This window comes from uncultured Pseudoramibacter sp., from assembly GCF_903789625.1.
GTDB classification, from domain to species: Bacteria; Bacillota; Clostridia; order Eubacteriales; family Eubacteriaceae; genus Pseudoramibacter; species Pseudoramibacter fermentans.
Genome location: NZ_CAIFFF010000009.1, coordinates 50,648 through 76,742, shown reverse-complemented (window position 1 = coordinate 76,742; position 26,095 = coordinate 50,648). Strand labels below are relative to the sequence as shown.

Annotated in this window: 20 protein-coding genes and 1 riboswitch; of the genes, 6 read left to right on the top strand and 14 right to left on the bottom strand. The window is 47.2% G+C overall.

Annotated features, from left to right (window positions below):
- Positions 1-54: 54 nt before the first annotated feature.
- The 3 genes from thiT to QZX60_RS06520 form a co-directional block, all read right to left on the bottom strand.
- The gene (thiT, locus tag QZX60_RS06530) at positions 55-726 is read right to left on the bottom strand and encodes an energy-coupled thiamine transporter ThiT (RefSeq protein WP_295362642.1); all 672 of its coding nucleotides are present in this window, start codon (positions 724-726) and stop codon (positions 55-57) included.
- 27 nt (positions 727-753) lie between these two features.
- A riboswitch (TPP riboswitch) is annotated at positions 754-851 on the bottom strand.
- Positions 852-905: 54 nt separating this feature from the next.
- On the bottom strand, positions 906-1,847 hold the full coding sequence (locus tag QZX60_RS06525; RefSeq protein ID WP_295362639.1) for an alpha/beta fold hydrolase: 942 nt from the start codon (positions 1,845-1,847) through the stop codon (positions 906-908).
- A gap of 115 nt (positions 1,848-1,962) precedes the next feature.
- The gene (locus QZX60_RS06520) at positions 1,963-2,739 is read right to left on the bottom strand and encodes a triose-phosphate isomerase (RefSeq protein ID WP_295362636.1); all 777 of its coding nucleotides are present in this window, start codon (positions 2,737-2,739) and stop codon (positions 1,963-1,965) included.
- 247 nt (positions 2,740-2,986) lie between these two features.
- On the opposite strand from QZX60_RS06520, the gene dhaM reads away from it, so the two are divergent.
- The 6 genes from dhaM to QZX60_RS06490 all read left to right on the top strand — a co-directional run bounded on the left by dhaM (position 2,987) and on the right by QZX60_RS06490 (position 8,666).
- On the top strand, positions 2,987-3,388 hold the full coding sequence (gene dhaM / locus QZX60_RS06515; RefSeq protein WP_295362633.1) for a dihydroxyacetone kinase phosphoryl donor subunit DhaM: 402 nt from the start codon (positions 2,987-2,989) through the stop codon (positions 3,386-3,388).
- Positions 3,389-3,463: 75 nt separating this feature from the next.
- Positions 3,464-4,486 carry a dihydroxyacetone kinase subunit DhaK gene (locus QZX60_RS06510; RefSeq protein WP_295362630.1) on the top strand — a complete coding sequence of 341 codons (1,023 nt, stop codon included), beginning with the start codon at positions 3,464-3,466 and terminating at the stop codon, positions 4,484-4,486.
- A gap of 20 nt (positions 4,487-4,506) precedes the next feature.
- Positions 4,507-5,157, top strand: a complete 651-nt coding sequence (gene dhaL, locus QZX60_RS06505; protein ID WP_154575799.1) for a dihydroxyacetone kinase subunit DhaL — start codon at positions 4,507-4,509, stop codon at positions 5,155-5,157.
- Between the two features lie 115 nt (positions 5,158-5,272).
- Entirely contained in the window at positions 5,273-5,833 is a 561-nt protein-coding gene (locus tag QZX60_RS06500; protein ID WP_295362625.1) for a LemA family protein, read from the top strand.
- A 26-nt stretch (positions 5,834-5,859) separates the two neighbouring features.
- Positions 5,860-7,758: a DUF2207 domain-containing protein gene (locus QZX60_RS06495; protein WP_295362621.1), complete on the top strand. Its 1,899-nt coding sequence runs from the start codon at positions 5,860-5,862 to the stop codon at positions 7,756-7,758.
- A gap of 254 nt (positions 7,759-8,012) precedes the next feature.
- Positions 8,013-8,666 (top strand): cupin domain-containing protein, encoded by a 654-nt coding sequence (locus QZX60_RS06490; RefSeq protein WP_295362618.1) that lies wholly within the window; start codon positions 8,013-8,015, stop codon positions 8,664-8,666.
- Positions 8,667-8,762: 96 nt separating this feature from the next.
- Here QZX60_RS06490 and QZX60_RS06485 read toward each other — a convergent pair whose 3' ends face one another.
- The 11 genes from QZX60_RS06485 to QZX60_RS06435 all read right to left on the bottom strand — a co-directional run bounded on the left by QZX60_RS06485 (position 8,763) and on the right by QZX60_RS06435 (position 26,091).
- The gene (locus QZX60_RS06485; protein WP_154575803.1) at positions 8,763-9,089 is read right to left on the bottom strand and encodes a branched-chain amino acid transporter permease; all 327 of its coding nucleotides are present in this window, start codon (positions 9,087-9,089) and stop codon (positions 8,763-8,765) included.
- Positions 9,086-9,865, bottom strand: a complete 780-nt coding sequence (locus tag QZX60_RS06480) for an AzlC family ABC transporter permease (protein ID WP_295362612.1) — start codon at positions 9,863-9,865, stop codon at positions 9,086-9,088. The genes QZX60_RS06485 and QZX60_RS06480 overlap by 4 nt, the downstream gene beginning before the upstream one ends.
- Before the next feature lie 334 nt (positions 9,866-10,199).
- A complete protein-coding gene (locus tag QZX60_RS06475) occupies positions 10,200-13,349 on the bottom strand; it encodes a type I restriction endonuclease subunit R (RefSeq protein ID WP_295362608.1) in 3,150 nt (1,049 codons plus the stop codon).
- A 21-nt stretch (positions 13,350-13,370) separates the two neighbouring features.
- Entirely contained in the window at positions 13,371-15,287 is a 1,917-nt protein-coding gene (locus tag QZX60_RS06470; protein WP_295362607.1) for a hypothetical protein, read from the bottom strand.
- Entirely contained in the window at positions 15,284-16,516 is a 1,233-nt protein-coding gene (locus QZX60_RS06465) for a restriction endonuclease subunit S (protein WP_295362604.1), read from the bottom strand. The genes QZX60_RS06470 and QZX60_RS06465 overlap by 4 nt, the downstream gene beginning before the upstream one ends.
- Positions 16,513-17,853, bottom strand: coding sequence for a class I SAM-dependent DNA methyltransferase (locus tag QZX60_RS06460; RefSeq protein WP_295362601.1), 1,341 nt, complete (start codon positions 17,851-17,853; stop codon positions 16,513-16,515). The genes QZX60_RS06465 and QZX60_RS06460 overlap by 4 nt, the downstream gene beginning before the upstream one ends.
- Positions 17,854-17,915: 62 nt before the next feature.
- Entirely contained in the window at positions 17,916-18,623 is a 708-nt protein-coding gene (locus tag QZX60_RS06455) for a KOW motif-containing protein (RefSeq protein WP_295362599.1), read from the bottom strand.
- Positions 18,620-19,333 (bottom strand): hypothetical protein, encoded by a 714-nt coding sequence (locus QZX60_RS06450; protein WP_295362597.1) that lies wholly within the window; start codon positions 19,331-19,333, stop codon positions 18,620-18,622. The genes QZX60_RS06455 and QZX60_RS06450 overlap by 4 nt, the downstream gene beginning before the upstream one ends.
- Complete coding sequence (locus tag QZX60_RS06445) at positions 19,326-20,750, bottom strand: PglZ domain-containing protein (protein ID WP_295362594.1); 1,425 nt, start codon at positions 20,748-20,750, stop codon at positions 19,326-19,328. The genes QZX60_RS06450 and QZX60_RS06445 overlap by 8 nt, the downstream gene beginning before the upstream one ends.
- A gap of 53 nt (positions 20,751-20,803) precedes the next feature.
- Positions 20,804-23,479, bottom strand: coding sequence for a DEAD/DEAH box helicase (locus QZX60_RS06440; protein WP_295362591.1), 2,676 nt, complete (start codon positions 23,477-23,479; stop codon positions 20,804-20,806).
- 35 nt (positions 23,480-23,514) lie between these two features.
- Positions 23,515-26,091 carry a DNA methyltransferase gene (locus QZX60_RS06435; RefSeq protein ID WP_295362588.1) on the bottom strand — a complete coding sequence of 859 codons (2,577 nt, stop codon included), beginning with the start codon at positions 26,089-26,091 and terminating at the stop codon, positions 23,515-23,517.
- Positions 26,092-26,095: the final 4 nt, after the last annotated feature.

Genomic DNA, 26,095 nt, shown 5'->3' with positions numbered 1-26,095 from the left:
CCCCCAAAAAATAAAGGCGTGTGAAAAATTTTTGTTTTTTCACACGCCCTTTTTTTACGCTAGGCCGCCGTCTATTTTCGCCCGCATCCGTTCGAACGTGCGGCTCACCGCCGGAATACACAGAACGATCACCGTCATCACCCCTTCGGCCGCGATATAGGTGAGATTGTACCACAAAGACCAGGTCCAGGCGTTGAAATTCTTCGGCACGTAAGCCCTGAAGAAAATCACCCCTGAGGCCACAGCGCAAACGTAGCGTCCAAAGATTCCGAGAAGGTAGCCTTTGAGCAGACCTTTTTTCTGATTCCGAAACACCCCGCCGATGCCCAGAGCTCCAAAGGCCAGAATATAGTCGATGAGCAGTTGGGCCGGATGAATGACGTAGGGGTCAAACATCAGGTTCATGAGGCCGAGGCAGATGCCAGCCAACACCCCCCGTTTCACACCGAAGAGGTAGGCGCACAACGCGATGGGCAGCATGGAAAAGGCCGTGACCGACCCGCCCTGGGGCAGTTTGAAGAGCCGAATCTGGGCCAGCACAAAGGACAGCGCGATGCACAGCGCCGAAATCACCAAGGCTCGGGTGTCAAACCGCTGGGCCTGAGGCGATTGCGCCTGATTTGTACGCTTTTTCCCCGCGAACGCCACCGCAATGAGCAGCGCCGCCGCCACCGCCACGATCAGCCCTTTTCCGCCGGCGGATTCAAAAAAATGTTGTAAAGACATAAAAAAACCTCCTTGTTTTCCAGGAGGCGCTTCAGCGATACCACTCCCTGCGCCGGCATTGTCCGGATCAGGTCATGAGGGTCAGGCATCGGCCTTTCTCAGCAAAAGCTCCCCTGTGTTTATCTCCAGCTTAACGATTTATCCATTCTTTGTCAAATTTTCTGATTTAATTTTGCCTTTTAATGACAATTTTTTGCGATCCAATCAGCCAGATCCTCAAAAACCTGCTCCCGGCCGATCTCCTGCAAAAGCTCGTGTCGAAAACCCGGGTACAGCTTCATGTTCACATGCTGAAGGCATAAATCTTCTTTATAGACCTTAAAGATGCGCCGCACCGCCTCGCCGTAATCCCCGACGGGATCTTCGGCACCACTGATGAACAGAATCGGCAGATCCTTTGGGATCTTCGCCATCTGCTTCATGTCCTGGGTGCGCTCCACGAGATTCCCGATCGTAAAAAAGCCGTTGAGGGTGAAGGTGTAATTGCACTTCGGGTCGGCGATGTAGCGCCGGTTTTCCGCCGTGTTGTGAGACAGCCAATCCTTTTCCGTAATCGGATTTTCGATTCGGTCCAGATAGTGGCCAAAGGCGATGCGGTTCATCAGCGGCGAGCGGTAGCGCGGCCCTTTGAAAAACTTAAGGATGCGGCCGATCACCCGGGCCATGTTCACCGTAGACATCGCCTGCATGCCGCAGCCGGACAAAATGACCCCGGCCGCCGTCACAGGATAACAGGTCAGATAATCCCGAACCAGATAGGAGCCGAAGCTGTGGCCGAATAAAATCAGCGGCAGGTGTGGATACGCTTCCCGCAGCTTTTTGTTGATCCGGTGGATATCTTCTTCCAGCACCTTCTCCGAATCCCCGCCGCCGAAATAGCCCAAATCGTCATTCGACGCCGCCGAACCGCCGTGGCCCAGCTGGTCGTGGCCCGCCACCACAAAGCCCCGGGCTGCCAGATACCGGGCAAACCCTTCGTAGCGGCCGACGTATTCTTGCATGCCGTGGACAATCTGCACCACCCCCACCGGCGACTCCGGCACCCAGGCCAAGCATTGAAGAGTCGTTTTTCCGTCCGAGGATTTCACCTCGAATTGTCTTTTATTTATCTGTTGATCCATCATATCCCCCTCACGATGCGTATACCATGAGTATAAAGGAAAGATGTGCAGGATGCAAACGATAACTACATAAATCCAGAAATCTGTGCACCGGGATTTATATAAGTTTTGGTTTTTACCGAATGCCTGCTTCGCGCAGCGCCGTCATAATTTCCTCGAAGGTGTCGGTCTGCCAGGCCGCTCTGCCAATGAACAGGCCGTTGACGTCTTGGCATTTCGCATAAGCCACCGCGTTGGTGATGTTGACCGACCCGCCGAAAAGCAGCGGCACGTCCTTCCCCCGTTCGCCATAGAGATCGACCAGAACGCCGCGCATCATCGTGTGCAGGCCGTCGACGACGTCCGGTTCTGCCGGGATGCCCTGAACGCCAATGGCCCAATAGGGTTCGTAAGCGATCCAGACGCGGTCCAAATCCTTTTCCGACACGCCGTGAAGGGCAATTTTGATCTGTTTCGCGAGCACTTCCGCTGACACGCCAAATTCCTTTTCCTGCATGTAGTCCCCGACGCAGATCAGCGTCGTGAACCCGTGCTTCAGGCCGGCCAGCACCTTTTTGTTCACCGTGTAGTCCGTTTCGTTGTAGTACTGGCGGCGTTCGCTGTGGCCGATTTCCAGCAGGTCGAGGCCGATTTCCTTGAGCATGACCGGCGAGATTTCTCCGGTGAACTGTCCGCAGTCTTCGTAATGGACGTTCTGGGCGCCGAGCATCAGCGTCGATTTTTTCGAATCGATCAGCTCGCGCTGCTTCCAAAGCTGCACGTAGGGCGGACAAATGAAGAACTGATATTCCGGAAATTTCGGGATGATGTCGGTCAAGCCGTCGGTGTAGGCGAGGCCTTCCGCCGTCGTCTTGTTCATCTTCCAATTGGTTCCCAATAAAAATTTACCCATATTTCCCTCCTAAAATTTTATTTTTGATTATTTCGTTTTGTCTTATTTTATTATACCGAATTTACCGCGTTCCGCCCATTTGATTTTATTTTTAACATAATTTCAGACGTTAAAATTTACTTAAATATCTGGTATCCCCGATTCAATTCTGGTATGATAAGGTTAAGCATAATTATAGGTTTATACCCCTATAATCATGCTAAATTGATGCCAATTTGGCAAATAATTAGACACTAAGGAGTTTAACATGGCAAAGACAGGTATGGTTATTGTTTCACACAGTGAAGAAATCGCCAATGGCGTCGTGAAGCTGGCCGCAGAAATGGCTAACGACAATGTTGAATTCAAAGCAGCCGGCGGTACCGGCGACGGTCGTCTGGGCACTTCCGCGATGACCGTTTTAAGTGCGATCGAATCCTTATCCGATTGCAAGAGCATCTTGATCTACTGCGATCTCGGCAGCTCGGTCTTGAGCTCTGAAACCGCGATCGACATGATCGACAACACCTTATTGAGAGCGAAATGCCACATTGTCGACGCACCGTTAGTGGAAGGGGCCTTTTTCGGCGCAGTCGAAGCGGCGGCATCGGACGACGTTCAGAAAATCATTACCGAATCGGACAACGCGAGAAATCTTCACAAAAATTAATGATTTTCAGCTGATCAGATGACGTGGCTGTCATCTTCATCATAAATTTAATTTTACGCCAGGAGGGTAGTAATTATGGCAAAACTTAAACGTTTATTCAATGATCCCTACGACATCGTAGACGAAATGATCGAAGGCTACGCCAAGGCGCACAAACAGTACGTCCACATGGATGAAAGCGAAGAAGCGCAAGGCCGCGTCCTCGTTTCCAACGAAGTCGGCAAGAAGGATAAAGTCGGCATCGTCGTCGGCGGCGGCACCGGTCACGAACCGATGTTCCTCGGCTACGTCGGCAAGGATTTCGCCGACGCGGTCGTCATGGGCAACATCAACACCTCGCCGTCACCGGACCCGTGCTACGCGGCGGCAAGAGCGGTCGACACCGGCAAGGGCGTCGTCTATCTCTACGGCAACTACGCCGGCGATGTCATGAACTTTGACATGGGCGCTGAAGAAGCGGAAGACGAAGACGATATCGTCGTCAAATCCGTCACCGTCAAGGATGACGTCGTCTCCGCACCGAAGGATAAAATTGAAGACCGCCGCGGCGTCGCCGGAGACTTCATCGTCTTCAAGGCTGCGGGCGCAGCAGCTGCCATGGGCAAAGACCTCGACGAAGTCGTCCGCATTGCAGAAAAGGCCAATTCGGTCACCCGCTCCATGGGCGTCGCGATGTCCTCCTCAACCATCCCAGCGAAGGGCGGCACCATCTTCGAAATGGAAGACGGCGATATGGAAATCGGCATGGGCATCCACGGCGAACCTGGCGTGCGCCGCGGCAAAATCGACACCGCTGACAACGTCGTCGACGAAATCATGGACCCCATCCTGTCTGATCTGCCTTTCGAAAAAGGCGACGAAGTTTACGTCCTCGTCAACAGCCTGGGCGCAACCCCGCTGATGGACCTGCACGTCTGCTTCAGACGCGTCCAGCAGATCCTCGACGAAAAGGGCATCACCGTCTACAAGACGCTGGTCGGTCCGTTTGCTACATCCATGGATATGGCCGGCATGTCGATCACATTGACCAAGCTCGACGACGAACTGAAGGAAATGCTCGACTATCCGTGCGATACCCCGTATTTCACACAAGTCTAAAGAATTGAGGCAACACCTATATGGCAGAAGAACTGAGCAAGGCATATTTTATTCAAGTTATTGAAGATTTGATTCCCTGGATCGAAGACCGGAAGGAATACTTCACCGATCTCGACTCCGCCATCGGCGATGGCGACCACGGCATCAATTTGTCCATTGGTTTCCGCGAAGTGGCCAGCCATCTAGACGAATGGAAGGCCGATAACGTCGCGGGGCTGTACAAAAACGTCGGCAAGGCGCTGCTCGACAAGGTCGGCGGCTCCGCTGGCCCGCTCTACGGCAGCTTCTTTATGAAGTTCGGCGTCCCGGTCAAGAAAAAAGGACCGGACGAAGGCGTCACCGGCGATGAATTCGTCGAAATGATGGATAAGGCCATCTCGATCATCCAGAAACGCGGCAAATCAACCACCGGCGAAAAGACCATGAACGACACGCTGATGCCAGCCCTCGACGCGCTGAAAGCGGCGCACGCAGCGGGCGACGACATCAAAACCGCCATGGGCAAGGCCGTCGAAGCCGGCAAAGCCGGTCTCGAATCGACCCGCGACATGATCGCGACCAAGGGCCGGGCCATGCGCCTCGGTGAACGGGCTGTCGGTCATTTAGACCCCGGCGCAGCGTCAACCGCTGAAATGCTCGAAATTTTCTACAAAGACATGCCGGACGCGTAATCTGGCGCACAGCCTGCGGAAATCTCCGCAGGCTTTTTTTATACACTTACCGCAATCTGTTTGTGATTTGCTCGTTTTCATGATAAAATGAAACAAAAAATTAGGAGGTACTCTCATGCTCATCCCCATTATCATCATCGCGGTGGTTGTGATTATCCTGATCTGGCTGGTGGCCACGCGCAACAGCCTGGTCGGCCTCAGCAACCAGGTAGACGAAGCTTTCTCCACCATGGACGTCTACTTGAAAAAGCGCTACGACCTGATTCCCAACCTGGTCGAAACCGTCAAAGGCTACGCCAGTCACGAAAAGGAAACCCTGCAGCGCGTCGTCGCAGCCCGCAACGCTGCCGCCGCGATCCCGTCTTCTGACCTTGATTCGAAAATCAAGGGCGAAAATCAAATCGATCAGGCCCTGACCCATTTGTTTGCCATCGCCGAAGCTTACCCGGATCTCAAGGCCAATACCAATTTCATCGACCTGCAGAATCAGCTGAAGCTCGTCGAAGACGACATCGCCAACGCGCGCAAATACTACAACGGCACCGTGCGCAATTTCAATAACCGGGTGCAGATGTTCCCGTCGAACCTCATCGCCGGCATGTTCCACTACACCACCAAACCTTTCTACGAAGTGAGCAATGCCGCCGAACGGGAAAACGTCCGCGTTCAGTTCTAACGATTCCGTTCCAACAGGGGGAAATCATGAAACGCAAATCCCTGCTTTTGCTCGTTTCCATCGTCGCAGCCCTGATGCTTGTTCTGGCGCCAGGGAAAATTTCCGCCAATGCCGGCGGGTACACCACAAACGCCTACAACGTCGACGTGAAAGTCAACTCCAACCATGCCTACAACGTCACGGAGACCATTGACGTGAATTTCACCGAGCCGCGCCACGGCATTTACCGCTACATTCCCTACAAGGGAGACTTTTACCGACAAATCGGCGGCAAAAAAAGCGACAAAGCCTACGTCGCAAAGGTCTCTGACATTTCCGTGGAAGGCGGTGCTGTCGACATCGACCGGGAAAACGACAACGTCGTCCTGAAAATTGGCGACGCCGACACCACCGTCACCGGCCGTCACCGCTACGTGATCCGCTACACCTGGGACCCAGGCGCCGACGGCATCTCGGATTTCGACGATGTGTATTTCAACGTGGTGCCGACTGGATGGTCGACGGCGATCGACGCGAGCACTGTCACTGTAACCCTGCCGAAAGCATTCGACGCCGACAAAGTCCATCTTTACGCCGGGAATTACGGCTCCGGCGATCATGCCTATTTCAACGTGTCGGTCTCGGGCAAGACCATCACGGCCAAGAGCACAAAGGCTTTGCCCGAAGGCGTTGGCGCAACGATTAACCTGCGCCTGCCCGACGGCTATTTCACAGACGTGCACACCAACCGCGGACCCCTCACCGTCTTTTTCGCGGTGCTGGCGGCAGCTGTGGTAGCAGCTGTCGCGATGTTCATCCGCGCGGATCACATCACTCCGATCCCTGAGGTCATTGCCTTCCACCCGCCGAAGGGCTTGACGCCGGCAACAGTCGGCTACATCGCGAGCGGCTCCTCAAAAAAACACATCACTGCCTGCATCATGACCCTCGCCGAAAAAGGCTACATCTCGATCGAACAGACCGGCAAGCACGACTTCACCTTCCACAAATTGAAAGACATCAGTGAGGATGAGCCGACCCCTTTAAAGACGGTCTTCAAAGGGGTGACGCAAAGCGGCGAATCGACAACCTCCGCGTCCCTCGAAGATACCTTCTACCAAGATGTCGAGACGGCACAGACGGAGGTTCAGATATTTTTTGACAAACCGGAAAACGCGCTGATCTCCCCGTCTTCGGGGAAATCCCGCGGCGCGCTCACGGCCGTCGGCGTCGCGCTGGCGGTGGCCGCCGGCTTTGTCTGCGCCTATATTGCGGAGGGAACCGTCATCTTCCTGAATGCTGTGATTCTCACCGTCGTTTTCGGCATTGACTTCTTGGCGTGCCAAGCCCTGGCTGATCTCACCGCCAAAGGGCGCCGCAATCCGGCCAGCCGAAGAATCGGCCTCATTGTTCTCGACCTCGTGATCATCCTCGCCATCTTCGGTCTGGCGTGCATCGGCACAGCGGGGATCGACTCGCAATGGGTAGTCGTCGCCGCGCAGATCGCCTTCTTCGTCATCGGCGTGCTACACAGCGGAATCGAAAACCTGAGCGAAAAAGGGCGGAACTGGACCGGTGAGATTCTCGGCTTCCGCAGATTTATTAAAAATGCTGAGCTCGACCGCATCAAAGCCCTCGTCGAGGACAACCCGTCCTATTTTTACGACGTCCTGCCCTACGCCTACGTCTTTAATCTGACCGATAAATGGGCGAAGCATTTCGAAGGGCTCGCAGTCGAACCGCCGAACTGGTACACACCTTACGATTCGTACTCGACATTCAACGCGATTTATTTCGCGTCGATGCTCAACCGCAGCTTCGATGCGATGAATCACAGCATGATCAACGTGCCGTCCAGTTCCGGATCCGGCGGATTCGGCGACTTCGGCTCCGGCGGCGGGTTCTCCGGCGGCGGGGGCGGGGGCGGCGGCGGCGGCTCGTGGTAAGATGCACCGATTGCCGTCAATCGCCAAAACCCGCTTACTTCAATGATCGAAGCGTTTTAAAGAAGCGTAAGAAATCAATATAATTCGTATAACTTGCGACAAACTTGCGACAAAAAAGGCTGAGCCCATACAATGGCTCAGCCCTTTTAATTTTTATCAAACATTTTTGTGAATTGTTGGTATGCCAACAGATTTTTGCCGCCTGGGCCTATATAATGGCCCTATCAAATGACAAAGCAAGTGAGGTGACCACCATGCTTCTACAAGCTGGACACATTTTTAAACTCGCAGCGGAAAATCCCTGGACGCCGGGGTGTACGATTTCAACCAATTTGTCGACGCCCACCGAGCCCCCGCTGTCCGTCTTTGCGCTGGCGCCGGAGACTTCCATTTCTGAAGAAACCTACGCGGCGCCCAAATTCTGGATGGTCGCGGCCGGCGACGGCGCCGTCATGATCGATCATTCAGAAATGGCAAAACTCACCGCTGGCGATCTGTATATCACCCCAGCGGACACGCCGGTCGGCATTCGCACCGACGGCGGCATCATTTACACAGAGCTTTCGCTCGGAAAGGACACAAACATGAACACATTACTTAAAAGCGGCAATGTCTTTCAACTGAAAGACCTGCTCCCCTATCAGGATGGCAAAATCGTCAATATGAATCTGATCGATGACGATCACCTGATGATGGCCGTCATGAGCTTCACCAAAGGGACCGGCCTGTCCGAACACGCGGCTCCCGGCGAAGCGCTGATTTTCGCTCTCGACGGCGAAGCCGTCATCACCTACGAAGGTGAAGATCATCTGATCCGCGCCGGAGAAAACTTTAAATTTGACGCCGGCGGCAAGCACGCTGTCACTGCAGACGGCCCGTTCAAAATGGCGCTGCTGTTAACCAAGTAGCCGCTTGAATCCCGCAGCCTATTTCCTTCCCTGATAAACAACATAAAATAAACATTATCACTTATTTCGAGCCGCGCGGGACGGCTCTTTTTTTGTTTAAAAGATAAACTGTACCAGCAGCATGTAGCAGAGTGTACCGCCGAGCATCGGCAAAATCATGCCGCGCTTCCAGGCGTAGAGCGCGACGACGACACCGATCGAAATCAACTCGGGGATGCCGTGCGTCCCCCTTAAGACACTGACGTGTCTGAGGCAATAGACGACGAGCAGCCCAAAAACGGCCGGCGCGAGCACCTTGCCCAAATACGTCATAAAAGGCGGAACGGCCCGTCCTTCCGGAAACAGCACATAAGGCAGAAAGCGGGTCAGTACCGTCCCGGCAATGACGACGGCGACAGTGATCACTTGTTGTAAGGGTGTCATCTTTTTTCCTCCTGTACGGGTGCATTGCGCTGCGCCTTCTTCTCTCCTTTGGGATACGCCGGATCAAGCACGGGCCGCAGCAATGTCAGCGCCGCAAAAATCACAACCATCGCCGGGATGATAAAATGATCTGGCCCGAAGACGATCAAACAAAGCAGCGATCCCAAAATGCCGACCAGTTCGCTGATGTGATCCTGCACCATCGTCTTCAGCGCGGTGCCGTCCTTGACCCACTGGCTGAGCAGAATCACGACGAACATCGCCGTCATGACGAAATCGAGACCGGTGGTGTCAAAGGTGATGAGGCCGCCGAAGAGCGTGCCGATGAGTGCCCCGCCCACCCAGTATATTTGGTCAAGCAGGGAAATGATCAAGTACGCCTTGCCTTTGTCGACCCCGTCGGGAATTGGCGTCGTGTAGACGATCGAAAAGGTCTCGTCGCTGGTCGTGTAGATCAAATAAAATTTCTTCGCCCCCATATTTTGATATGTGCCAAGAAGGGAAATCCCGTAAAACAAATGGCGCGCGCCGACCATCACCGCCGTCGCAAAAGCCGCCGCCGGATTAAAGGCCGACGCGAGAATCCCCACCATGAGAAATTCCATCGAACCGGTGTAGATGATGAGTGCCGTCACTACCGGCAGCCACACCGGATAGCCCGAGGTGCGCATCAAAATGCCGTAGGTGGTCCCCAGGAAAATGTATCCGGCCATCACCGGGAGCGTGTACCGAAAGACGGCACTGAAGGCTGCTGCGTATCCGTGCTTTTCTTTCATGATTTTGTCTCTGCGCCCCTTTCCTATTCATTTAATATCTATGTATTATATAAGAAAATGTGGCTGCGCGCCAATTCTAATTATGCATACCGCGAGAGCACCGAGCTTTTCGCCCGCGCACGCATGCAAAAGTAAAAGCGAGATGAGCCGCAAAATATAAACGGGTTTGGCGGAGATAAGCTGAAAGAATCTGCAATTTTATCGTGAATTTTAGAATTAAAAACGGAAAATCCGTTTTTAATCTTGGATTATCTGTTAGAAGAAAAATCAGCGCGGCCTTGTGGACTGCACTGATTTTATTATTTTGACACGTTCGATTACGCTGTGCTTAAACCTAAGCAACAGAACCAAATGAACCGTAGGTCGTAAAAACGTACTCATAAATTTTATGGCGATATTGTGAGATGCTCTTTTCGTCGTAGCTTTCCGGCAATTCCGCCCACAGGGTATCTCGAATTAAATTGTCCACAGCAGCCTTTGTTTCCTGCTTATCGACCCAGTGATCCAATTCTGCGATTTTTTCTTTGATTTTTTTCAGTAGATCGACTGATACCTTCTTTATTTTTTTGATATCCGTCTTGCTCAGGTTGTCTTTAAACAGCAGATCATAAATGGATAATTCCTCGTCGCTCGAGAATCCTTCTCTGACGTACCGCTTTTGTTCTTCATTCATTTTGTTCGTCAGATCCATTAAATCCATAAATGTCTTTTCAATGGTTGCCCGATCCTGTTCATTATTGTACGCTTCGATGATTTCCTGGTATCTCTCGTAATAATCGATTCGACTCGGATTGGCGTGCATCATGTCATCCAATTTCTTCTGGATCACTTCCTGAAGATCGCGAATAATCCTGTTTTTATGCTTAACTCTTTCAAATTCTTTGCGCAGCAGATCAAAATCAATTTGGCTGATGTCCCATTTTTTCGATTCCTCGTTGATCATCATCGTCTGATCTACTTTGACATATTGGCTGATGATCCCATTGATTTCGACCATTAAATCTGTCGTATTGATGTGTGCGCGTTTCTTCCGGAGCTCTGCGTCAATTGCCTCAATCGCATCGTATTCTTTTTTGATCGAATCTGTAATTTGGTCCCGATCGATATAGCGTTTTAACCGCTTCAATTCAGACGCGTAGGTTCCGAAGGCTTTTTTATCTTCGACTTTTGCACAAATGACGTCAGCTGCGTTCTGTAAATAAGCAATCTTTTCAAAGTCATACGCGTCAATCAATTTCTGAAGATCAAATTGGCGTTCTTTCAAAAATTCTTTGGTTTCCTCGATCACCTTCAAAAACTGCTTGAACAGTTCCGCCTTGTCAATCGTCGGGTCTGCACCGCCTCCCGGATCGTTGACATTTGCGGTGTAATCTGCCAAGGCTTTCCGAAGCGCTTTCACGATTCCAATGTAATCAATGATGAGGCCGTTGCTTTTGCCTTCTGCGACACGGTTCGCCCGCGCGATGGTCTGCATCAGCGTATGCGCCTTCATCGGCTTGTCGAGATACAGACACGACAGGCATTTTACGTCAAAACCGGTCAGCCACATGGCACAGACAAACACAACGCGGAACGGATTGTCGGGGTCCTTGAATTCCTTGTCCAATTCTCTCGAGACCATCTTCTTTCGATGCTTTTGAATATTCAGATGCCATTTCTTAAACGTCTGGACCTCATTTTGTTCCTGGCTGATGACGACGGCCATTTCCGTCTCTTCCATCCATTTCAGCTTACGCTCAAGCTCTTGTTTTTCCTGCTGAGTCGCCTTTTTGATATCCTTCTTTAATGCTTTAATGGCTTCTTTCCAGTATTCCTGCACGTAATCGTACATGCGCACCGTCGTCACCTTATTCAAGCAGACAAACATCGCCTTACCCGTCATCCAAAGCCCGGAATAATGATGTACAAAATCTTTTGCAATAGCGCGAAGTCTCGGTTCAGCGGTCAGCAGATGCACTTCCTTGCTGAATTCCCTCTCAACCTTTTCCTCTTGATCTGGGTCTAAGTCGGCTCTTTCTAACGCGTCCAGAATTTTATCCGTGATCTCCGGGTTGTGCAGGTCTGCTATCTTTTCTCCGCGATTTTCGTAATACAGCGGCACTGTAGCGCCATCCTCTACGGCTCTTTTAAAATCGTATATGGAAACATAGCCGCCAAAGGTTCTGGCCGTGATATTGTCGTCGCTCAAAAGCGGCGTCCCGGTAAAGCCAATTCTGGAAGCGGTCGGCAGTAAGTTCATCATATTGTCCGCAAAGATGCCGTACTGACTGCGGTGGGCTTCATCGGACATGATCAAAATATCGTGATCTGGGATGATCGGCGCCGCGTCCTTGTGATTAAACTTTTGAATCAGTGTGAAGATAAAACTCGGATTGCCCTTCAATTTTTGAATCAGATCGTCACCGCTAGACGCGATGAACTGGGACGCGCTCGCCTTGCCCAAAAGGCCACAGTTTTCAAAGGTATCGCTGATCTGTTTGTTCAGCTCGTCGCGGTCGGTCAAAATCACAATTGTCGGCGATCCTTCAAATTTCCGTCTGATTTTCTGTGCGAGGAACACCATCGAATAGCTCTTGCCGGAACCCTGCGTGTGCCAGAAAACGCCGAGTTTGCCGTCTTTCAGCTTTCGCGCTGCGTAGGCGTTCACCGCTTCGTTGACACCTAAATACTGGTGATTCCGAGCAAGAATCTTCGCCGTGTGGCCGCCAGAGTGATCGAACAAAATAAAGTTTTCAAATAGATCGAGAAAGTTTTCTTTTTTGCAGACGCCGCGAAGCATGGTCTGAAGTGCGACGCTTCCTCTGTCTTCTTCTGCAAGGCGTTTCCATTCGCTGAAGAATTCGTATTTGCTTCCGAGCGTGCCGATTTTGGCTTCCGTTCCGTTCGAGAAGATCAAAAACGCGTTGTCGTAGAAAAGCTGTGGGATGGTATCGAGATAATCGGTGTAATTGTCTTCGTAGGCATTGCGCACATCGACCGTCGTTTTTTTCAGCTCGATGAACAGAAGCGGAATCCCGTTAACGAAACCGACGATATCGGTTCGTCTGCGATAGAGGTCGCCGTGAATTTTCATTTCTCGGATGGCCAGAAAGTGATTTTCTTCCGGATGATTAAAATCGATGACTGCCGCTTTTCTGGTCTCGGTCTTACCTCTCGCCTTTTTTACCTTCACGGGAATCCCGTCGCGGATCAAAAAATATTTTTCTTCGTTGATTTGAAGCAGCGAGGACGTTGACAGCCGTTCTTCCATTGTTCTGACCGCTTCATTGATCTGCGCCGGATTGATCCACGGGTTGAATTTTTTCAGCGCGTCGGTGAAATACCGTTTTAGTAACACCTCGTGATAGGATTCCCGACCGAATGTGCCGTCTTTCCCGAGCACTTCCTGGTTGTAAGCGTACTGAACATCCCAGCCTAATTCATCACGCAGGAGATTACCGGCGCTTTCCTGCACGAGGATATTTTCGGAATAATCGTAGCTCATGTCCTCACCCCCCTCATCTCATTATTCCAACGTATCTCTCAAACAAAATTCTTCATTAATTTTTATTATAAAAATAATTACAATTTTTAATATATGGTAATAATCATTTTCTTGCTGTTTTTCATCGACTGGGTAAGTACTGTGAATATATTTATTTCTCAAATCATATCCGTTGCTGAATTTTGATTTATTTAACATAAAATCCATATAATCTTGTTCCGGCTCACTCAGTAAAGTTGATCCATATCTTAAATCACCCGATTTAACAAGATTATCAATATATTCAATATTCTCTCCGCAATAATTTCCGCAAATGACTTGCCTGTAATAAAGACGAATTAATATTTTTGTTCTTAGATCATTGAAATCTATTATTCCATCTTCTCCAAATGAAATTACGCCTCTGTTTTCTAAAAAATCTAATTGTGGCTGCACGTAGTCAGAATAATCCTCTCTTTTCACTGGTTGATTCTTTATTAAGTCTAAAAAATTATCATATCCTTCTCCATATTTTTTTGTATATGGCAACAAGCTTTGATCTGATAAAATTAACTCCATTTCGTTGCGAATTTCATTACTATTCGCATAAACATATTTTCTTTCTATAAAGGAAGGAATCTTACTCATTGATACAGGATTAGATGACATTTCTAACAATTCTCTATCAATTTTTCCATCTCGGACATACATATTGAATTGCTTCACAATACCGTCCAATTCCGATAAAAGCATTTTATTTTTTTCAAGCGTAGTGCATCTATCTGAAGGCGTATTAAAAACAAATCCTTCAACGTCAAATTCTGCAGGAAGATATTCAGAGAAAAACCATTTTATTATATTTTCAATTTTTATATTATTTTGGGCTAATATTTGTACATACATCTGCATTTCAGCTGAAGATTTCATTTCTTCAAAACTGAATGCTATATCCCTTTCATATTCTCTTGTACCTTTTCTCCCAAGTTCTGTCAATAAACTTCTTTCTGCTGGTTGTGCGACAAAATTGCATCGACATTCTACATCCGTGAATTCGAACAAATAAATAAAATTATTCATTAAAGTTGGATAATCAAGATTATCTTTTATCCAATTTATATCATAAGTTATAATAGGATTTCTAGTATCGCTAGAATCAATAGTTTTAATATCAGGATTAGATTTTACTTGAACAACTACGCCAAACTCGAAAATTGAATCATGATCGATCTGCTTATTCCAATACTCCTGTACTTTTTTATTTGCTTTTAATCGTAATTTGTCACTTAGTGGACATTCCTTGCTGCTTTGAGATTCTGCAATAATTTTCGCAATACCAAAATCGCAATCTTCAGAATCAATATAATTTTGTAAAATCATATCGAATTCACTTGTTTTCAATGAGAGAGGAAGGTAAATTTTATGTTCATTATTTAACTTTTTTTCCAAAAATTTTTTTGACAAAATTTCAGCTGTATGGTCAGAATTCCTCAAATATTCAGCAATTACATCATCATAATATTTTACAATATCTCTATGTCTCAAAACGAGTTCAATTGCTAATTTATTCTGTCGGAGAAAATTTTGGAAAGCTATAGATTCTATATTTTTATAAACTTTATAAGTCTCGAATAAATTCCAAAAATCGTCAATATAGTTAAATGCTGTATTATTAAACTCCTCCTCAAAATTATGCTCTGATAAATTATTAAAAAACTTTGCACATACTCCAATAATACTTTTTAATTCTTTATGATATTTATTTTTAATATCATACGGTATGAGCTTTGTATCGAATATTTCATATAGATTGTAAAGTTCAATGACTTTATTTATATCCTTGAATTGTTTTTTGCTGTCAAATTCGTTTAATAATTTTTCAGCTCGTTCTTTGTAAATTAAATACGAGTAATCTCTAGGTCCATAGAACTTAATTCCATTGTACTGCGGATGTCGACTCATATCTCTATTTCACCACTCATTAATTTAGGAAGAAGACGATCGAGAGCTTCTTGAAGAATATGATTTTGATTCGCCAATATGAAAATTTTTTTCAAATAAATCGAAACATTAGTATCAAATTTCTCAATGATTTTCTCATCTGGAATTAAAATATTTAAAGACTTCATTGCTTTTTGATTAATTCCTGGTTGTGCAGCATTTTTATTTAATTTTCTCATTTCATAATAATAAGTTTTTTGATAAAGCGTGAAAAAAACATAATACTGAAGTTTCTCCTGAGTCATATGCAATAAAAATACATGCTCATTTACTGCCGCTCTCTTATGCGGAAAATCATCTTGAAATAGACTTGTTCTTCCTATGTAAGCTCCATCTTTGTAAATTAATATATCTCGATCTTTTACTTTACCTTTCTTTAGATTCGAATAAAATTCTAATGGAATAAATTTCTCCGAAGAATAATTATATTGTCCTAATCCAATGACATTTTCAGCACCGATACTTGGAATTCCATCTTTTAACGAATTATCAATTCCACCTTTTGGTCTTTTTCCAGTTTCCAATCTGCAGGGTAAATTTCCGAGCTTTTCCCATTTCCACCCCTCCGGCACGCCGTCCACAATCTTCGCATCTTCATATCCCGGAAAATGCAGATCAACAAACCATTCCTTATAAAGCCGCTGTGCTGCTTCTTCAAGGAGTTTTATTTGCTTTTGATTGTTTTCTATAAGTTCATCATAAACAGATAATACATCTGAGATTAGTTTCTGTTCTTTTATAGAAGGCAGTTTTATTCTCATGTTTCTGAGCGCGCTCAAACTTATAGTTCGTTGGGCTGCACCAAGAGCTACAGAATCTGCCTGCTTATAAAATTCTCTACTCAACATGATATAATACAAATATCGAGCATCCACAACATTTGCATTTGGTTTTAATATAGCAATATGTCTTTGAAATACAAAATTTCGATCATCTTGAATCAAGACTGGAATTCCAAATGAACCTACTACTGAATATAAAATATCTCCTGGTCTTGCTACTTTAGTATTATCTAGATTTTTATAATACTCTTTGGGAACATACATCGTATCCGAAAAGTCAATTTGATTATTATGGATATTTGATATTGTAATAAATGGTATGCCTGTGGTTGACTTTGGTGGTGCCTGATGATCTCCATCTGTAATACTTTTGCAACAATCTGAAAGAATATATTCTTTTAATTTCATACCCCCATCTCCCTCATATTTTTCGAGATGGTATCCATCAGTTCATTACTTTCTTTTTGAAGCGCTAGCAATTCCTTGTGGATTTCTTTCATGCGTTCGTGAAAATCGACGCCGTCATCTTCTTCTGGCACTACACCAACATAAGCTCCTGGAGTGAGAGAACAGCCTTTTTCCTCAATGATCGTCTTGCGATCTGCAATCTTGCAAAGGCCTGGAATGTCCTGATACGTGCCTTCGCCGAATTTTTCTGTCAGCCAGCAAGCTTCCTTCACGATCGTCAGTGTTTCATTCATCGAAGCAATTTCTTCGTCAAAGCCCGCCTGAACGGATTTCTTGTCTCTTTTAGCCGCCAATTCAACCGCTTTTTTCGCTTCCTCGCGCTTGTCCTGAATTGCTTTTTCCAGCTCATCTCGGATGGCATCAAAAGCTGCGTCCGATTCCAACACCGTGTGATATTCAGAAAGCAGATTTTTGTATTTTTCCGTTTCGCCACGGTACAGCCAGACAATCGCGGTCAAGTTCTTGAGCTGCCATTCCGACCATTCGTTTAATGTCCGATCGACAACGGTATAATAATTTCTGGCGTCAATAAACAGCACCTTATCTAGCAGGGATTCCGGCTTGCCCTTATCGAAGAACCACAGCGTACACGGCAGACTCTTGGTGTAAAAGAAGTTATTAGCCACAGAAATCATCGCGTCGACGTGCCCGGTTCGGATCAATGCTTCGCGGATATTTTTGTCTTTTCTCGAAGAATCCGTTGCCGAAGAAGCCATGACAAATCCGGCTCTGCCGTGGGCATTGAGATAACTGTAGAAATAAGAAATCCAGAGATAATTGGCATTGCTGATTTCTTTTTTCTTGTTCACCGCCGGCAGCCCGAAGGGAAGACGGTCCGCCGCGCTGGCCGATTCCGCATTTACCTTATTCACATTAAAGGGCGGATTCGCCATGACGTAATCACATTTTCCGTTCAAATTGTGTGCGTCGTGATAGAAGGTGTTGGCATCATTACCGGATTTGATGACGCCTGTCAGGCCGTGAACTGCCATATTCATCATACAAAGCTGCGCGTTGTACGCGACCTTTTCCTGTCCGTAAAACGTCATGACATCGTTCGCCTGCATCCCTTCCCGGTTCACAAAATCACCGGTCTGGACGAACATGCCCCCTGAACCACAGGCCGGGTCTATTAAGACCTCATCTTTGATACAATGCCCGTATGTGCTTTTAGCCCGGAAACCGTTCTGTTTCTGGGCTTTTCTGCGTTTCAGGGCAGAGTACGGGAGCGCACTTCCGGCCCGGTATTGATATGCTGCTGCGGTTGCTGTTGTCAAAAGCGACACCCCAAATCTGGAATCGTTAAAAAGTGTGGAATCGTTGAAAGGTTTAACCGGCGTCACCATGCTTTTTCAAGCTGAGACGCATCGTAGGAATCCACATGTCCGCCGTCATCCAGAGAGACCATTATCAGCCCTCCATTGATATCGACTATCGTTCCTTCCTGTCCACGGTACTTCACACGAACATGATCGCCGACTCTGAAACCGGATGACGACTTGAAATTCTTCGTCTCTCCAAGCGCTTCGAGAAAAGAGAGCAATCCCGGTTTTCTCTGGCGTTTCTGCTTTTCGAGATTTTTATTGATCCGGTTGAGGTTATCTGCCAGCTTCCCTGCACTGTCAGCCATATCATCGAGCCGCTGTTGCAGGACACCCGGCTGCCAGATAGCGCCTTCATTCGGATCGCGCAAACTGAAACTTTTCGCTATGTCAGTTATCAGTTCATCCTTGATTCCGTTATTGTTCAGTTCTTCGAGAATTGCCTGTGTGCAAGGACCTGCTGCCCTCGAAGCGATGGTATTCAAGAGCTCTTCGTCGCTGATGAACAGAGCGAGCTCTGCAACCTGTGCAAATGAGAATGTAATCTGTGCTTTCGCTGCCTTCCGGAGCAAACGACATGCAAGCGTCTCTTCGATGCATTGGCAACAATCTACGATCTCAGCAGCATCCGCATTCCGTATGTCGGATATTTGTGAGAGGCGAGAGGAGACTGTGCTGTCAGACCACTCAAGGTATTTGTCGTAAAATTCAGCCCAGGTCATCATAAGCTTGCCGTAAGGCTCACCATCATCTCGCCTCCTATGTTCGTGATGGTGAATTCATGATTCGTCATGAGCATTTCCCGCTCAATCTGATATTTGAATGGGAACATATAGTTCATGCTGCGCAAGTCTTGAAGCGTAAAGTTTCCCTTGTCCTCAACGGTCATTCCGGTACTTGCCAGAAACGCATTGATTTCGTCGTCTTTCACTTCGTGCCTTACGATAGTGTATCGTCCTGGCTTTTTAGCCTTCAATGCATCCATTGCTTTCATCGTCGCGATGATCTTGTCAATGGAGTGGAACAGCGTAGCGCGTTCTCCCCATTCGTCGAAGATTTTCTGCTTGAGCTGCTGGAGCGTGAACTCCTCTTCAAATTCAGAAAGCTTTCCGATGATCCTCGACACATCTACGAATATCGGATAAGTGGCGAGCATTATGCACCAATGCACAGCGAGTGCATTGTCCGGATCTTTCTCTATGAGAGACCGGGCCTGCGTACGAAGCGACTGCAGTTCCGGATTCTCGTAATACCATAGGTTCATCAGGATTTCTCTGGTTTTACGAAGATTCGTAGGACTCTTTATTTCAAAGCTAAGGTATTCGTTTAGCTTGTCTTTGTATTCTTCTTCCGGCAGATCCTCGGATAACAATTCGACAGCTTTATTCAGCCATGTCATCTTCAAGTTCCTCGAAAGTCCGACCATCTTACCCATTGTTATCCACCGCCTTTATTTTGATAAATGGGACGATTACCTCGTCCACTGTGATTCCTCCGTGTGTCATCACCTTGTCGCCTTTCGCATCAAAAGATTTTCCTATGTTGCAAATCAAATAGTCGTACTTTTTGTCGAGGAAGTACTTCGGGTACTCGATCATGTCATATTGTTCCTTCATTTTCTCTTTGTTGGCAAATTGCTCCAGAACCAGCATGCGATGGCTCTTTGTTTCCGTTTCGACTCCGAGCTTCATCAGCTTACCCTGTCCAACACAAGGAGTATTGCCGTGGTCTGCCGAAATGTAGACATCAAATCCTTTCCCGAGCAGGTTTCGTACAAGCGTCGCCAGCTTCTTGGTGCTGGCCAGATATTCAACGTCACGATACATCCCGGAGCGTCCCTGCTGCTGACCGTGTACCATATCGTCTATGTCATTGATGATGACACAGCCGCATCGGATCGTCGGTCCAAAATCCGCGTCGTATCCTCGATGGTATTCAACCTGCTCTTTACGTAGGTCGAAGCTCATCGCACAGTCAGTGAATTCTTTTCCTTCCTTGCTTGTGCTCCACGGGCTTAAAAGCTGCAGCGGGTATTTGCTGGAGACAAGGCTCTGCCGTGAAAGTGATGTAATTGTCGGAATCATGGCAAAAGCTGCAGATCGTTCGTACTTTATGTCTCCGAAGCTTTGCGACAATATCGTCCAGTCGAATTCCGACATACCATCCATGACGATGATCACGAATTTGTCGCTGTGACTATACATGTAGTCCATTGCGCCTTTGACGAGCACTGGCGTTTCGCGATCAGAAGTTATTTTTCCTGACAATTTGCCGAAGTTTTCCAGTACGTATTTCAAGAACGGTTCTTGCACAAATTCTGCATTCGCATCGATTCCGTAAACCGCACAGAAGACATCAATCTCGGATTTTGCCTCAGCGACCTTGCTCCAATCCCTATAGTTCTGAGCCTTTTCTACCTGCACTGAAACATCTTTAATCCGCTGGTTCACGTATTCTCGAACATTGTCCTTGCCGTATACGACATCGTCTATGAAGTCTTTCGTCTTATCGTACGTGCGGCAATCGTCAAAAAGGCTCTTGTATGCCATACAGAGAAGGTCATAGTTCAGATTCGGCCAGTCCCGGACGCACTGCACATTCAGGCGCGAGAAGAGATTCGCCAATGAAATCCGGAACCTATAGGAGCCGCATGCCTGCAAAATGTCGTATGGTATATAGGCTTTTGGCTGTGCAAGAATCAGATACTTATCCCGGCCATTTTTGAATTGGTCTTCCCATTCAATCCTGAAGCTCAGGTCGTCCTTATACCGGATGATCTGAAAACCTCTGTTTTCAAATTCATCGAGATAATGAGTCTTTTCCTCAAGCCCATCCTCGTCATAGAGGACCATACGTGAAGTATTAGAAGCGTACGTTGTCTCGTATACATATTGTGCAAACACCATCACGCCTCCAATCTGACAAGCAGGCATAATCTGAATTCCGGATAAACCTCTTGTCCTTTTTTATATCGTTCCTCTACAGTTTCCTTCTCTTTTTCGAGTCGCTGCAGCCGGGACTTTCTGATATTATCAATGCCAACATGCTCCGTTGCCTCTGTCCGCAGTTTCAGAGCATACATGTATTTGTCGTAGCTTTCCTTATTCCTTTTTAGCTGCTTATCCTTTAATTCAAGAAACGAATCGTAAGCAAATTCTGTGCTCAGATTTTCGAGCTGCTGGTATTCTTCTCCAGTTAAGTTCGGTACGGAATGGACTGAAAGTCGTGACGTTCCGTCGAGAAACACATCCATGATCCGCTGCCCAGCCATTGGCCGCAGCACAAAATCTTTGTTGACAAATACGGGAAGTATTCTCTGGTCCATTTCTTCATCGGTTACAGACAGATCCCAGAGCATGAAGTAGCCTTCCTCGTTCGGAAAATCCTGAATCGAAACCGACAATATCGGGGAGAATCGATCCTGAATCACGTTTGCATTGAGATGCCGCGTAATGCTCTCGTCATTGATACTGATATCCATAATGAGCCGCGGGTCCAGTCCCTGCCATGCATCATAATAGGTGAGCATCTGGCGTAGAGCGGAATCTACATCAAAGTTCGATTCCTTCCCGACGAGCTTCGTCAGGTCTTTGTCTTCATGAAGCAGGCTCTTGTATTTCTGCGCGTTTTTCAGCTCCTGCCGCAGCTCAGATTCTACTGGATACAGATTCTCATCGGATTTTCTATGTGGCCTGCTGATCGAACGCATATAGACGTCGGTAAAATCGACCTCTGCGACTTCGCTATCGAGGACATCGGAATACTTATCGACCCCCATTTCTTTGAGTATCACAGAGAGCTTTTCTTCCAGCACCTCTCGTACACGGTTTTCAATCGTGTCTGTTACAATAAAATTGAAAATCTGCACATCTCGCGTCTGACCGATACGATCCACACGACCGCAGCGCTGTTCGATCTTCATCGGATTCCACGGCAGATCGTAATTGATGATGATATTCGAGAACTGCAGGTTCAGGCCTTCGCCACCGGCGTCAGTAGAAATAAAGATATTCGTGCTGTCCCGGAATTCCCGGAGCGCCTCGTTGCGTTCTTCAATGCTCATCCGGCCATTCAAGATTGTCACTGTATATCCCATTGAAGTCAGCAGCCGCTGGAGATATTCCTGCGTGGCCACAAATTCCGTAAAGATGATGATTTTCTGGTTTCGATCTGCGTTCAGAAGCGCGTCTATCGTGTTCTCCAATGTTTCGACTTTTACATCCGGGTGCTGGAACTCTGCCTGCTTGGCAACGGCGATGATATTCTCCAGCTCGCTGATTTCTTCTTCCATGTCAAGGGACATTGCCTGAAGAGCATCCTCGACACCGTCTTCGATATCAAGTTCCGCCAAATCCTCCTCGGTCAGAGAACCGAGCTTGGTATTCTGGGTTTTCAGGATTTCAAGTCTGCGCTCAAGGCTTTGACGAATGGCAGCCGTGCTGCTCGTGACCATGCGCTGCATTATGATAAGCAGGAAAATCAGGCACATGTTTTTCTTACGATTCCGGAGCGCCTTGTTATAGGTCTTCGAAACGTAGGACGTGACCATCTCATAGAGCTTTCGCTGATAAGTATGCCGTTCGTCCCAGGTCAGCTCGACCAGATGTGTGACGCGGTTCTTAAACAGCAAATTTCCATTATTATCTATGGCTTCCCGCTTTTCCGTACGAATCAGGAACGGGGCTACCTGTTCCTTGACGACGGATTTTGCGTTCGGAAAGGCGTCTTCATCCAGCAGGCGGACTAGCCGCAGGAACGGCTCAGTCTTACCGTTATGAGGTGTGGCTGTCAGGAGCAGCAGGTATGGGCTTGCCTGCGAAAGCAGATATCCGAGCTTATAGCGCGCCACTTCTCCGGAAGAGCCAGCGACGCGGTGCGCCTCATCGATGATGATCAGGTCCCAGCCGCTGTTGATAATGGAATAAATCCGCTCCTGGTTATATTGCTCGACGCGTTCCTCCGTCCAACCGGCATGTTTTTCGAGCGGCTTGATCGAATCCATCGGGGAGATGACTTGATCGTATTGCCCATAGACATCCTCGCTGTCCGTAAGCCTGCGAATCGTATCGTAGTCCGACGGAAGAATCACCTGAAACTTCTCGTGGAATTTCTCCTGCATTTCCGCAGACCACTGCGTTACAAGGCCGGTCGGGCAGACCACAAGCGTCCGCCTGACCAGTCCTCTTGCTTTCAGTTCCTTGATGACCATGCCAGCCTCGATCGTTTTCCCGAGGCCGACCTCATCCGCCAGAATATAGCGGATGTTGTTTGTGGACATCACACGATTCAACACATGCAGCTGATGCGGCAGCGGAATGACACCGCTGGCAAGAGAAGTCAGGAGTCCTCCTGCAGTTTCGTTTTTAATCTTTGACAGCAACGTAACATAGCGCAGATAATTCTCATCGTAGGTATTCGATCCAACTGAATCACTCAGGCTGTCCTCCATCACTTTATAGACGGTTCCGGTCGATGGATCGAAGACGCGATAGGACACATATCCCCACACTTCGAGCCGTTCGAGCACCTGTACACTTCTTCCTGTATTCCTGTCAAAGGCGAATTCCCCTGCCTTCAGCATGCATTGCCACCTCCAAAAATGTGCAGATCAAAGCCTTACTGCACGCGGCTCAAACTAATGTCGTAATACATCAGTAATTTGTCATCTTCCTGAATAGTCTGCTCAGGCAGACGTTCTGCCATATCAACAATGGCCTGATAGTTCTTGTCCTTCCAAAGCCGCGAGAAACCGACACGAATAGCTTCTGAGCGGAACAATTTCAGCTTGCCTTTGCTATTCATGTAACCTTCAAACTCTTTCCAGAGATTCTTTTCGCGGAGCTTGGCAACATCGCCTTCCTTCGTTCGATCCGGAATATACCAGCGACCTTTGTCATCCTGAATAAAGTTCTCGTCCAGCATAACAGACAGCTCAGGCATATCCTCATAGCGGTCAACTGACTTCACTTCCTGCATGAACTTCGGCTGAAGTTCTGCATATGTCTGCGGTGTATCAAGCTGCTGGTACAGCCACGCAATGGCAGACTTCTCATTTGTTACAAACAGCTCAAACTGAACCGGCTCAACATCCATTTTTATACGAGCGGTATCGTACTCATTTATCTGATCCGGGAGAAAATACATGCCGTCGCGTTTCAAAAACCTCTCGTCAAGACCTTTGTAAAAATCCGTCGCATCAATCGGCACCGGAATCCCATTCATGATATGGTAAGCCACCATGCGGTCGAAGAGCAGATAGGCCTGACGTTCGGAGATTATGTCTATTTTCCCGTCATGATCTGCATCCACTACAACCGGAAGATTGGCGAGGTGCTGGCGGACGAAGGACCATGCGGTTTCTTCTGAACCGGCATTATCTACAAAATCTTTTCTGAATCGATCAGTAGGTTTATATGCAGAAATTACCAAGTCTTGTTTTACCGCACCATTTGTCGTAACCTGTTTAAAACTTCCTTGCTTCTTATCAAGAGTTCTAACATCAGCAATAACAAAACCAGCAACAGACAAGGCTTGCTGGATTGCATTCCAGACAGCATTTTTTGAATTATGGAATTCTACAGTCATCCATCTGTTTGGCTTTAAGATTCTGAAAAATTCACTAAAGCACTGTTCTATAAGTCTTTGATAATCAACAAGTTGTTTGCCTTGTACAGTATTTATGATTGCCTCGTCTTTGTTGTTCGTAAATACCTTCAGCCAAGCTTCCCACAAGAAATTACTTTCGGAGTACATTATGTTATCGCCGAAAGGCGGATCAACAAAAATGTAATCTACGCTGTTATCGAAGATATTACATAAATCATCACTACTTTGAGTTGATACTAAAACATTTCCAGTTTCAAATCTGCTTTCTAAATAGAATCTTTCAATGTCATCAACCTTGTTACTAAAGCCATTAAAAACATTCAATTCCGGATAAAGAGAAGGAATATAAAGCATCCCACTAATAGGCCCTGGAGCCATATGCAAAGAGGGTAGCCACTTATTTGTTCTGTTTAATCGAGGCATGGCTCCAGTTAAAGCAAACATCAGCATTAATTTAGTACGTTCATCATCGCATTTATTAATTGCTCTATACAAAGCTGATAAAACAAGAAGATTTCTTTTTGTGTAAAAGTGGTGCGAATGAGTATATCCTTTATGATAACCACTTCTATAAATATCTCCCCACTTTCCATCTCTGAAAAGCATCTTAACAGCAGGAATGTCTTTTCCCTCGAGAGAAGTCTCTTCAATTTTCTTCAAGATATCATAATCATATTGGTTCAATGGCTCCTCACATTTTTTGCCTGCATATTTATATATCTTAAAAACCGGGACTTCGCTCGCTCTCGTAACCGTTTGTTCTATTAGTTCATCATAAAATACATCTTCCTTGTTCAGTGCCTGATTCTTGGTCATCGAAGCGCCGCAATTTGGGCATATAATATTTTTCTTTACTTTTCCTTCCTTATTTACACCTTCTTTGTAAAATACAAAATCTTTACCACAGTGTGGGCAAATCAACACCGATGACCAAACGGTGTTTGTAATTGTCCCTTTTGTCTCAATAAATGACCCCTGAGCCTTCTCATTCGGAATTGTCTCATACATCCATCCACATTCTTTATATGCCTCCTGAATAACTCGCTCTGCCTCAGACTTGAATCTTTTTATATCAAAGCCAATATTATAGTTTGCTGCAATATACGAACCGGCAACAGCAAGGTCGCTAACGATTGCTTTTCTTTTTCCCCATTGTATATTGTCTATTTCATAATCAAGTAGCTGTTTAAACTCTGTAGATGGCGTCCCACACTTTTGTGCGGCAACCCCAGTCATTCCAGTACCGCAAAAGCCGTCAAACACAATGTCTCCCGGCTTAGTGTAATGCAGAATATAGCGCATAATCGCCTTGTATGGAACCTTTGTGTGATAACTGTGTGCGTTGTATATTGGATCATTCTTCCCTTCACTCACATCCGCTGCAAACGGCTCACAGTGATAGTCATCCGTCTCCTCGTCATAAGGAGTCCCGTTCTCCTCGATAAACTCCTTAATGAATGGATTCGGGCAGGCCGTGTAGTACGGCGCGTCAGAGAGCGCAATAATGTCCTCGTCCGAGCCGATCGGGAAGCCTTCTATATCACGGACCTTGTCGAGGTCCTCCTTGGTCAGTTTTCTCTTCTCCATGTTT